Origin of the sequence: Methanobacterium sp. BAmetb5 (genome assembly GCF_003491305.1) — an archaeon.
In the GTDB taxonomy this organism is placed as follows: Archaea; Methanobacteriota; Methanobacteria; order Methanobacteriales; family Methanobacteriaceae; genus Methanobacterium.
In genome coordinates this window covers 1,582,501-1,595,000 of record NZ_CP022706.1, presented here as the reverse complement: position 1 = coordinate 1,595,000, position 12,500 = coordinate 1,582,501, and the positions used below count along the sequence as shown (strand labels likewise).

The window sequence follows — 12,500 nt, the reverse complement described above, 5'->3', positions numbered from 1 at the left end:
AACCGTAGTTACAATGCCTTCGTAGTGGATTCCCTTCTCCATGTTCAATGAATATAAATTTAACGTCATTTATGCCACCACCAATAATTTTCCGTGCTATTTATATTTTAATCCCCTTCCATAAGAGGATGTACTTTGATTTTAGAAAAACCCTCTAAATATAGGAAAAATTGAAAAAAATAAAAAAATTCACCGGTTTTCAGGGACGTTAGAGTCACTGAACTTGACTATGGTTGTGGACAGGTACTTCCCATTTTTAGCAAATCCCTCGAAGATCTCCTCATCTTCCATACCACAGTTTTGAACAGAAAGGACCTTCTTTTCCCGGGGATCCCTATCAATGAGTTCTTCCAACATCAAAGAATGACGGGAGGTCTTCATGACCACCGCAGTGTCAGCGTGCTCCAAAAGTTCTCCCAGCCGCTCGTCCACCTTGGGAACCACCAGGATTATTTCATCCTTTTCACCCAGGGTGATACCTGCACTGGCAGCGCAGCCGGTAAACGAGGTTATGCCCGGTATCATCTCCACAGAATAACCCTGTTCCCCGATTATGCTGGCCACATAGGAGAACGTGCTGTAAATTGATGGGTCTCCCAAAGTTATAAAGGAAACATTCCGGCCTTCATCCAATTCCTTGGCGATTAACTGTGCAGCACCATTCCAATAACTTTTAAGGGCTTTTTTATCCTCAATCATTGGGAAAAGAGGTTCGATAACCTTATATTCATTATCCCGACCATTTAATATTCCCTGGACTATGGAAAGAGCCACACTTGGTTTATTTTTCGATGACTTGGGTGAACAAATAACTGGAACACTTTCCAGTGTTTTCACTGCCTTAACTGTGAGTAAATCAGGGTTTCCCGGACCCACACCAATACCAATGAGTTTACCTTTACTGTTATTCATGACGTAACACCGAATTAGTAATTAGAATAATAGTTTGTATTTATAATTATAGTTAATAGGTATATCGAGAACTTAAATTCATGAAAAAATATTTAATGAGTAAAAAACAATTAGCTGCAGTTACCATAAATCAAAAGCCAATTATATGTTTAATTAATTGTTTGGATTTCTGCAGATGTTAATTTTTCTTTATATTTTAATTTACCCCCGCATTCACACTCTGAAGTGAAATCATCGGGTGATTCCTCTATTTGAAGTTTATAATAACCATTACAGCTATCACAGACAAGGTATCCGCGGTTAGGTTCATTTCGCGTGTTTTGGACAATATAATGAGCAATGTCAGTATTTAAGAGCTTTAATGAAGTTTTGTAACCAGTTATAATATCTTTTTTACTCAGGTAGTACCGTTCCTGATTAACTGCAGAACAACACCCGATAAAATTTATAAAAGTATCTTCAATGGCGGATAGACGAAAATATTTAACGAAACTAAAACCAGGGTATGCAAATTCATTCTTCAATAGTCTCAAATTGTTAGCAAATTTTTTAGTATCATCATTCTCCCATTTAACCATTTTTAACTTCTGAAAGAATTCTAAAGTAGGTTCAGGATATTCTAATCCATTATCAAACTCATTAAGGCCTTGAATAAGACTTTTATCAAGTCCACTTGAATAGATAATCCTCAAATCTTCCTTATCTAACTCCCGCTGAACCGTCATATAATATCTTAGTTCGATTAAGGTGTACATTTTTTGCACATAATAAAAACGAATTATACATCCAGATTCTGGGAATAATACACCTAAAGTCTCTTTAGCCTGAGAATAAACTTTACTCTGTGAAATTTCTCCGGAACAAAGGCCTTCTAAGTTGTAAAGATGTAGATTTATTTTAAACGCTCTTTTTAATTCATTGTATATCCCAGAATCCCTTATTATTTTCATTAAATACACAATTTCATCCAAACCATCAACATCTTCATTTTCAATACGATCCAAAGCTTTACGAAACTGCAATTCATATACCCTACTAAAAATATTTTAACCCCCTTAATCCCTGATCTTCTGATAATAATTTTTTTTAATCAATCAATCTGATGCTGACGATTAATTGGGAATCATGACACAATCGGCCCACAATAATTTATATATCTATTTTTTGGCGGAGTAGCTCATTTTCCAACTCGAAAAAGTTCTTATAATATATTAGTTTCCCTCCACACTGACAGGTTTCAAAATCTTCAGGAGATTCACCAAGTTCAAGGTGGTAAACTCCCAGGCAATGTTCACAAAGTAGATAACCTTTATCTTTTTCCAGACCCGCAAACCCATTTTCGCCATTTAGATCATCGTATACTTCAGTTTCCGGAATACCAGGGGCCTTATAGTGGGTAATATCAGTCCTTACAAGTTTGAGATAGGCTAAATTTGCCCTTACACCGTCGTATGCGTTGACTTTATCCCTATTATCTCCTGCAGCACTACATCCTGCAAGTACAGAAAGTAAAATCATTTCAGATAATTGGAAGCTGGAAAAAAAGAAATACCCCAATACATTGTGTAGTGTGGCTCTTTTAAGCATGCTAATTTTTATAAAAAGTTTTTCGGACTGTTTATCCACAAAATGCATTTTTCTAAGTCTTTGAAAAAAATCAGGTGTGGGTTCCGGTGTCTGTAAAACACTCTCAAAGTTTTCCAGGGCAAAAACCAGACGAGAATCTAAACCACTCAAATAAATATTCCGTAAATCCCCATAATTCAACTTCCGCTCTGAATACATCGAGTAAATAACTTCTAGATACAAATATAACAAACAGAACTCCCCATAACAAAACGTATCACCGAATGGTCTGGGAATAATGGGATTTTTCATATTTTCACGTGCCATTTTAATTAGTGAATTCTCTTTTCGGACAAAAGAAGGTAAAAAACAGCCCATAATATAATTGCGTCGTTTATTCACAATACCAAAATTATTGGCCATCTTTTCATAAGAACCATTGCTTTTCACGAGATCTAACTCGTGAATTATATCTTCAATTCCCTCTACTTCATAATCAGCCAGGATTTCGTCGATCATATCCTCTCTTTGCCATTCCATAATTTCCGGAGGAATTATCATAGTATCACTCATATCATATTAAGTTAATTTATTTTTTTAATAAAATGTATTATTTCATTCTTTCGATCGTGTGCCCATCCACTAACACCATCGAGTACTTCGGTAACCACCAGTGGAAAGGTAACATCAGAAAGTATTTCAAGGAGCACAGAAAGTTCTGAAGCTCCCATAAAGAATAAATATGCTCCAGTCCAGGTTAAAGCGAGATCTAAAATATTTGCTGGACTGGGGTTAAAAACCAAAGCTAAAACATTCAATATCAATGCAAAAGGATTCACAAAAAGTAGGGCGGAAAAAAAACTTCCCATGAAACAAGCCATACACTCGACTAACCAAGAAATTACGGCTATCATGTCCATAATTAACCAAATAATTAACCAAAATAAATAAACGATTTGTGTTGCAAATAAAAATACCAATATGAGAATCAAACAAACTATAAGGATGATTAAAAGCACATCCATTAAATTAATGGAAGGCCCTGAACTAGATTGACCATTCCCTCCTGAAAATCCCCCTTCTGCACCACCTCCCCCACCAGACCCACCATTATTCCCGCCAGGAACAACAGAATTGTCAGATGCATTATAATTTCCATTTGATCCGGATAAAACCTGCCCTGATTCTCCATAATATAAATTTATAGTACTAAATCCCACTACATTGAAATAAAGATATAGAATACCCTGATTTCCCGCATAATCAATGGCAACCACAGTCACCAAATGGGATCCAATATTCAAAATATGGGGAACTCTATGCTCCAACACCCATTGTCCATTAGAATAGATTAACGACCGTTGAATTCCATCAATTGCGGCATAAACAGCATTCGTGTCCGGAGAGGATACTGCAGTAACTGTTAATATCCTCAATTCTCTAAAATCGAAAAATTTGAAAACAGTAGGATATAACATCCCATTCACTACTGGAGGAGTGTTGTCCACAGTGAAAGCAATGTATAAGACTTGTTTATTCCCTACAAAATCTACAGCAGTTAACAGAATATTATAAATTCCATCAGGAAGTGGTGGGACATTATAATCAAGAATCCATCCCCGGAAAAGATAACCCCAGTGTTCATCAAGTTCTTGAGGAGCACGAAAGTTTTCACCAATAATTTCGGCGGATATGTTCTTGATATCAGGATGATCATCTATGTAAACCACAATTGTGTCACCTGATTTTAAGATTTGAGTGTTGACTCTAGTAATTATAGGAGGAGGTGTATTGTCGACGGTGAATTGAACCATTTGAGTCCTATTGTTCCCTAAATCATCAAAAGCTGTTAAAAAAACAGGATACACTCCATCAATAACCGGGGGAACGATATAATAGTACTCCCAAATACTTCCATTTTCATCCCCATAAACCTTGGTTAAATTAAACACTTCATCAAAAACCTGGGCCGTCACTGCACAAGTGTCATCGGTTAAATATTTTGAAGGATAAACTTGGGCAACGATTCTAAGTGGGTCTCCCGATTTTATATCTTCAGGAACTACGAAACCAAAAATGAACGGTGCACAAGAATCTACAATTACTGAGGCCTCATAATTCACTTCTATCAATGAGGGAGTATTCTGGTCGGCCCAGCCCATACCAAACTGAACTATAACCAAGATCGAATACTCATGATCCTGAAACCAGGAAGGAGTAACACGTCGTAATATCCAGGATCCATCGGTTTGTTTAATTAAATCCGTGTAATCCCAATCCATGGTAGTGTATACATAAACCAGCCCAGCGTCGGGGTTGGTAGAAACAGTTAACGTGAAAAATTCATCACCTTTCAGCCTTTTAGGCTCAACGGTTACATTAATAATGGGGACTAAGTTCTCAATTACTAGATTTAAAGTAGTGTAGCCCTGATTTCCCGACCAGTCAGTTGCAGTCAGGAACAAAGGATAAACACCCTCTTGGAGCCACGCCTCATAATATCCTAACCATGAACCATCTAATTGTCTAATTAAGTCAATATTATCCCCTTCAATTGAAGCATTCACACTAATTGTATCTGTATCACTTGAGACGTTTATAACAATCAAGGGTTTTTCTTTGAATATGCCATTAATAAGGTAACAGCAATTTGGAGTGATACTTGCATTAAGAATAGGGCAGATATTATCCAACTGGTTGAAAATTTCAAAATAAAGATAACAATATTTTTGACTTCCAAAAGCATTCTCTGCCGTTAATAAGACACTATAATGTCCATTTGGGGCATATGGTACACAATATTGTAAATTCCAAGTATCACCGGTTTTAGTTAAATGATAGACTTCATCCAATATTAAAGCTGAAATGACAACCGTATTATAATTGGAATTTGCAGTTATGTTGATCTGGTCAAATGTTTTTACTATTTCGGGAGTTAATGAAGCATGAAGAATGTATAAATCATTATTTATAGTTAAATTTAGTTTTAAAAATCCAATATTTCCTGCTTTATCTATTGCAGTTAATATAACTGGATAATTCCCATCAGGAAAATCAGGGACAAAATAATGTAATATCCATGTACCCCTCCCCATATCATAATCCTGATGCATTTGAAGTGTTTCACCCAAAATATTGACTTTTATCCTCCTCGTATCTGAGTTCGAGGACGCACTGATAATTAATGAATCACCATACTGAACCGTTTCTGGAGTTATATTACCAGTGACTGTTGGTGGGGTATTATCAACCGTTAAGTTAAGACTAATGGTTTCATAATCCCCGTTAGCACCCACAGATCGCCAAATGACCGTATAATTCCCGTCTGGTACGTGATAAACAGGGAAATAAATTTCCCAAACCCCATATTTATTCTTTACTAAGTTTTTGATTTCTCCAAACAGCTCTACAGTTATGGTTAGAGTTCCGGGATCATCGTAGGCTTTAATTAAAACCTGATCTCCAGATTTGACAATTTGAGGGTGCAAAAATACGATTAAACCCTCATAGTTAGATTTTTCATAAATGAATATATCCTTCCAGTTATTTGTGTCATTACCCACAAGATTAGATGAATCTGAGCTGAAAACAACATAAGTGCCATTGTAACTTAGACCTGGTTCTCTGCTGTTAGAATCTTCAAAATCTCCATTATTTGAAATACTAATGAGTCTGGTTGTTCCTAAACCCCGATCATAGAGAAATATTCCCTTATCCACAGGGATGACCGATTTTGAATTACCCTCCTTATTGGTAGCTTTTCGAACGATGTGCTGAATTATGGTGAAACCCACATAGCGCCCATCCCCACTAATATCAGGTTCACCTGAATTTTGTGAAAATTCTTCTCCATCACTGGTTACACTCACTCTCGCTATTTCATTTAAAATTTGATCAAATACAAAGATATCACAAACCATATTATTATCTTCAGGAACTAAATTATCAGCATAGGAAGAAAATACTATGTAACGACCATCAAAACTAATGGCTGATTCCATACTGGCGGAATTAGCTTCAGTAAAATTATATCCCACAATTCTTTTGATTAAATTCAAACTCTGATCAAAAATGAAAACATCACGACAATTGTTTTTATCGTTGAAATCCAAGTTGTTGGCATCAGAAGTGAATGTAATGTAACGCCCATCCCCACTAATATCTAGATATAAACTATCAGAATTTGATTCTTCACCCGTATTTGAAATACTAATTCTTTTTATCCTTTTTTGTGTTCGATCATAAACAAAAACATCTGAATATTCATTTTTGTCGTTATCTACCAAGTTACTGGCATAGGAGCAAAATGCAATGTAATCCCCGGTAGCACTTATTTCAGAACCAAAACTATCGGCATTGCTTTCTTCGCCACTATTTGAAATACTGATACGATTAGTTGTTTCCAAAAACCGGTCCCGAATGAAAATATCCGCACAATCATTGGTGTCATCTGCAACTAAATTCGACGCGTAAGAAGTGAAAGTTATATAACGCCCATCCCCACTAACCGCAGGACTAAAACTGCCTCCATTTGCTTGTAAACCTTGATTAGAAATACTAACCCTTTCCGTGAAATTCAATATAGTATCATGAATGAAAACATCACTGCAATTATTATCATCTTTGTTCACCAGATTAGTTCCCTGTGATGAAAATACAACGTAACGGCCATCAGCACTAATTGCAGGGCTTAAACTATTCCCATCTGATAAACTACCATTATAAGAGAGACTAATTTGCTGAATGTTATTATTTGCGCCAGAAACTGAGCCACAGAACGCCAATACAAGAAATACAAATACTACTGATAAAAAAATCCTTCTTTTCATCAAACAATCCCCAATTGATCCCCTGCCGAATATAATTACTAACTTCTAATAATAATTATATATAAAAAATTATTACTAAACCTATATAAATATTACTAAAAATAATAAGAATAGTATTACTTTATTTAAAAAACCCAAAAATAGACTCTTGCAACCCCTTCAAGTTATTAAACGACTTTTAAAGAATTTCTATAAACATTTATATAGTAATAAAAACTTGAATATCCTTATTATATAAATTGGATTATAACCATCCCCAATAAAAGTTATTACCCTATAACATTTCTATAAAAGCCTTTTAAATGCATAACCATGATTATATTTAAATAAACAACTTAAAAATTAATAATCAAGACTGTTTTTAATAGAATACTACTCACGCGCTGTCAAACTTTACCTATTTATACCATTATCCAAAATATAATTCCCTATGGATAACGGCTTTTTCTGTGACAAGTGCGGAATGATAAAAGACCGCTGTATATGTAATTCTGGAAGTACTGGAGACAGTACCCAGGTTAAAACACCCAAAATATCAACATCAAGAATTAACGCCATGAAAAGGGCGTTCCCCCATATTGACGAGGATATCATTGAAAAGTTCCCCTTCGCTTCACCCCGAGAAGGGCAGTTAGAGATAATATCCGAAATCAGGGAGGCCATAGACGATGGCTATTCTAATATAATCCTGGAGGCCGGTACTGGAACTGGTAAATCAGTGGTGGCCACCACCCTGGCCCGACTGTACCATCCGGCTTACATACTAACCATGACCAAGCAGCTCCAGTCACAGTACGCCGCAGAATTCGGTTACCCCATGGTAAAAGGCCGTGGGAACTTCCTGTGCCAGAATGAGAGTCTGGAGTTTGGCTGTGACCAGGGAACCTGCCAGACCATACCCAGCACACAGAAATTTGCCTGTGACTACGGTATAAGTAAATCACCCTTTGACGGGGAACTGCACGCCTTCCAGGATGCCTTCGGATCGCCCATTTACTTCCGTTCTAACCAGAGGTGCCGTTACTGGGACCAAAAGGCCACGGCCGTGGAAAGCAGCATAACACTGATGAACTATGATTACGCCCTTCTGGAACTGAACTACGTGAAACACTTTGGTAAAAGAGATTTCATGGTTCTGGATGAAGCCCACAACCTGGAAAACAAGCTCATGCAGCGCCTGGAGGTTAACCTGTACAACCGGAGGTTGGAGCGTGAGGTTAAAAAAGTCATACCCCCCAGCATGATGAAACACCAGGAACCGGATGAATGGATTCTCTTTGTGGAATCACTCTACGAGGATTACCAGGACATCGACCTGAAACAGATACCAAAAAACCAGGCCGACCGGGTTAATCGGATGAAGATGAACCTCAGCGAGCTTTCAAGAAACCTGGAAAACCATCCGGACAACTGGGTGGTGGACACCAGCCCAGGTGGGGTTTCATTTAAGCCACTGCGGGTGGACACCTACGCCAATGACCGGCTCTTTAACCACGCCGATATCCGGCTGTTTATGAGTGCCACCATCCTGGACCAGGACTTATTCTGCCAGTGGTTAGGCATAGACCCGGAAGAAACTTATCACCTGGAAATTAAGAGTATTTTCCCCCCTTCATCCCGGCCGGTGCACCTTAAACTGGTGGGAAATATGTCCCACCGCCTGATCAAACGTACCGCCCCTAAAACACTTCCCGTGCTAGAGAAGATCATTGAACACCATAAATACGAAAAAGGGCTTATTCACACCCATAATTATAAGTGTCAGCAGTATATCATTAAGAACCTGAAAAATCCGCGGTTAATGGGCCATAACCCTAAAAACAGGGAACATGTCCTGGACCGGTTCGAATATAGTAAAGAACCCCGGGTTCTGGTGAGCCCATCAATGAGTGAAGGAGTGGACCTGCCCTATGAAAAGTGCCAGTTCCAGATCATCTACAAGATACCCTTCCCTTACCTGGGGGATCCCCAGATAAATCAGCGGAAACAGCAGGACCCCTCCTGGTATGCTTATAAAACCATAATGACCCTCCTACAGGCCTATGGCCGGGGTATGCGGGCGGAAGATGATTATTGTGAGACCTACATCTTAGACGGGAACTTCCGTATGTTACTCCGGAACAAACTCTACCGAAAACTGGTGCCCAGCTTCTTCAAGGATGCCATACAGAGAGAATAACCCTCTTGATGAAAAAAAAGGGGGATAGTTTTAATATAGAGTATAAATAAACCAGTATTGATCATATTGATAATCATTGTTAGTTCCCGGGACAATCCCAGTTATGAGAGGTAAATGAAATGTCCGAACTTTCCAAGGTGGACATATACAGACAGATCGATGTTCTAAGGCAGAACCTGCTGGACCTTACCATGCGTAACCAGCTTTTAAACTTCCGACCACGCAGCATGACCGTGGAAGTGAAGGAAGCAGACTTAGCCGAGATTTACGACCGTTTAATCCTCAAAAAGAGTAAAAGAAAACTGTTACAGTTTATCCCCCGCTCAGAAATGGAAGGAACTGGTTCTACTCCCGGAGACAACTATTTAGGCCAAGATAATAAGGATTCATCACCTGAAGAGAGCCAACCACGCACTCCAGAATCAGTTAGTGAAACTGGTCAACATGTTGAAAAAACTGTTGATGAAAACTCAACCATCACTACTTCTTTAGAAGATCCTGAATTAAATGATGCAGCTTTAACTGCACCTGATGAGTCTGATTTATCAGAATTTAATACTATTTCTGGAGAAGAAGGTCCTGAAGAATCGTTGTTATGGGAAGCTCCCTCTTTAGACCAGGAAACTTTGGAGAAAAATAAGGAAATCTTTTTATCCACTGATCTTACGCCTGCAGAACTCCAGCGCCGTTTGTTTTACATTAACCAGCGTGCCAGATCAATGATGGAGGAGCAGGGTTACAACATACTCTACCTGGCCCTGGGATTTTTGAAATGGCAGGATAACAACGGGACCCATGGGGAATATACGGCACCGTTGATTCTGATTCCCGTGGAACTGGAACGTAAACGGGTGAAGGGTTCCTTTAAACTCCGCTGGACTGGTGAGGACATAATCTCCAATATCTCCCTGCAGGCTAAATTATTGGATTATGGGGTGGAAATACCTGATTTTGAAATGCCCCGTACACCAGAGGGCATTGATGAATACTTGGACCAGGTCCGGGAATCTGTTTCTCATGAAAAGGATTGGGAAGTTAGGGATAGTGTTTTCCTTGGTTTCTTCAGTTTCACCAAATTCGTGATGTACAAGGATCTTGACCCTGAAAGCTGGCCCGAAGACTTGCCCCTGGAAGAAAACCCCCTTATAAAAGCTATTTTTGATCCTACAGAGGAAGAACTGAGTCAGGGCTTTAAAGAAGACCAGGTGGATGTTAAATTATCCTCGGAAGATGTTTATCATGTTATGGATGCAGATTCATCCCAGATTGCAGTTATAGAGGATGTGAAGCAGGGCCGTGACCTGGTCGTGGAAGGACCACCCGGTACCGGTAAATCCCAGACCATAGTGAATCTTATTGCCGAGTTACTGGCCCGGGGCAACACCGTACTCTTTGTCAGTGAAAAGATGGCTGCGCTGGAAGTGGTTAAGGGCCGTCTGGATAGTGTTGGACTGGGAGAATTCTGTTTAGAGCTTCATAGTAAGAAATCCCAGAAAAAAGATGTTCTTGAAAAGCTAGAAAGTGTTTTACGAAACCCTAAACCTATCGATCTAGCCATGGATGACGATCTAAGCACCATTGAAGAATTAAAATCAGAACTAAACGAATATGTAACCCTGCTCCATTCACCCTATGCCGAGATAAAATGGACACCCTATCAGCTGTTTGGAGTTAAAGAAAGATCCCTGCACCATTTCGAAAAAAATGAAACCAAGATGCCGCGTTTCACCGTGGAGGATGGAGGGAGCTGTACTTTAAGGGAATGGCAGCGCACCATAAACAAGTTCAAGGAAATGGGCGAACTCTACAAATTGGTGAAACCCGTATTGGACAACCCCTGGAGATCTACCCGGCCCGACCCCATACTCCCTGCTGAAGAGGAAGAAATCGAGATTTTACTGGAAAAAACTGTCAAAACACTGAATGAACTGAATTTGAAGGCAGAAACTCTTTCAAAAATATCGGGAGTCAGCATACCCGTGACCCTGGAGGAAATGGAACACCTGATAGCGGCAGTGGAGATAATTTCCTCGTTCCCCTCCCTGGAAAGAGAGTTAATCATGAACACCCAGTGGGATTACGATAAATTACAGGTTTACAATCTCATAAAAACCCTGGAAGAATATAAAACCAGGATAAAGGGCATGGGAAGATTCAAAAAAGGAGTACTAGATGAGAATATCCCCTCATTACTCCTGAATTTCCAGGAACAAAAGCCTAAACTGTTGAAATTCCTTAGTGGAGATTTTAAAAAGACTAAAAAGAAGATCAGGAAGCTTTATGTGGGAAGGACCCCTGAAAATGAGGCTACCATCCTCCAGGACCTGGAAGAACTGATCCGGTGCCAGGAGCTCCGTTCCCAGATAAGGGCTGAGGATGAACTGGCCCGTTCCCTCTTTGGTTCCCACTGGAAATCAGAAGACAGTGAAGCAGATAATCTGAAGAACATATCGGAGTGGATCCTCAAGTTCAGGAAAGCCCTGGAAGAAGGCAGGATCACCGAAAAAATACTTATTATTCTTGATTCAGCAGAACAACACGAAATTAGAAAGATAACCACCGAAATGCACCAGGATTACGACCAGATCATGCAGTACATTGAACAGTTAGATGGTTTCCTTCACTTTGAGCCCGACGCCGTTCTGGGAGATTCCCTGGTTAAAAGCCCTATTGATTACCTTTCATCCCAGATCCTCCTATTAAAAGTGGGACTGTCTGGATTGCAGAACTGGTCCCGTTTCAATTCATCACGGGCCGAGTGCCTGGAAACTGTGGGGAAAAACCTGGTGGAACTGGTGGATAAGGATGAAATTGCAGCCGAAAATATCGTGCCCTGTCTGGAAGGTAACTTTGCCGATTCCCTACTGCGCAGTCTATTTTTAGAAGAGCCTTCCCTTTCCCGGTTTGTGGGGGAGGTTCATGAGAAGAAGATCGAGGAATTCCGGGAACTGGACCGTAAGATCATTAACCTTAACCGGTTCCGCATTGCCCAGGAACTACACCAGAACCGCCCC

At 39.4% G+C, this 12,500-nt stretch carries 7 protein-coding genes (2 of these 7 only partly in view); 2 read left to right on the top strand and 5 right to left on the bottom strand.

Annotation, left to right across the window (positions count from 1 at the left end; genetic code table 11):
* The 5 genes from CIT02_RS07710 to CIT02_RS07690 all read right to left on the bottom strand — a co-directional run.
* A protein-coding gene (locus CIT02_RS07710; RefSeq protein ID WP_292611254.1) for a DUF447 domain-containing protein crosses the window boundary here: on the bottom strand, window positions 1-69 show its start. The gene continues 564 nt to the left of window position 1, outside the view; only the first 69 of its 633 coding nucleotides appear in the window; its start codon is at window positions 67-69; the stop codon falls past the left edge of the window.
* A gap of 120 nt (window positions 70-189) precedes the next feature.
* The gene (gene cobI, locus CIT02_RS07705; protein WP_292611252.1) at window positions 190-912 is read right to left on the bottom strand and encodes a precorrin-2 C(20)-methyltransferase; all 723 of its coding nucleotides are present in this window, start codon (window positions 910-912) and stop codon (window positions 190-192) included.
* Between the two features lie 149 nt (window positions 913-1,061).
* Window positions 1,062-1,934, bottom strand: coding sequence for a hypothetical protein (locus tag CIT02_RS07700; RefSeq protein ID WP_292611250.1), 873 nt, complete (start codon window positions 1,932-1,934; stop codon window positions 1,062-1,064).
* 127 nt (window positions 1,935-2,061) lie between these two features.
* Window positions 2,062-2,997: a hypothetical protein gene (locus CIT02_RS07695; protein ID WP_292611249.1), complete on the bottom strand. Its 936-nt coding sequence runs from the start codon at window positions 2,995-2,997 to the stop codon at window positions 2,062-2,064.
* 65 nt (window positions 2,998-3,062) lie between these two features.
* On the bottom strand, window positions 3,063-7,307 hold the full coding sequence (locus tag CIT02_RS07690; protein WP_292611246.1) for an Ig-like domain-containing protein: 4,245 nt from the start codon (window positions 7,305-7,307) through the stop codon (window positions 3,063-3,065).
* Window positions 7,308-7,737: 430 nt separating this feature from the next.
* Here CIT02_RS07690 and CIT02_RS07685 point away from each other — a divergent pair, with 430 nt between their 5' ends.
* Together CIT02_RS07685 and CIT02_RS07680 are read left to right on the top strand one after the other, a co-directional pair.
* Window positions 7,738-9,486, top strand: a complete 1,749-nt coding sequence (locus CIT02_RS07685; protein ID WP_292611244.1) for a helicase C-terminal domain-containing protein — start codon at window positions 7,738-7,740, stop codon at window positions 9,484-9,486.
* 119 nt (window positions 9,487-9,605) lie between these two features.
* Window positions 9,606-12,500 carry the 5' portion of a DUF3320 domain-containing protein gene (locus tag CIT02_RS07680; protein WP_292611242.1) on the top strand. 2,283 nt of this gene lie beyond the right edge of the window, so the window shows 2,895 of its 5,178 coding nt (coding positions 1-2,895); its start codon is at window positions 9,606-9,608; the stop codon falls past the right edge of the window.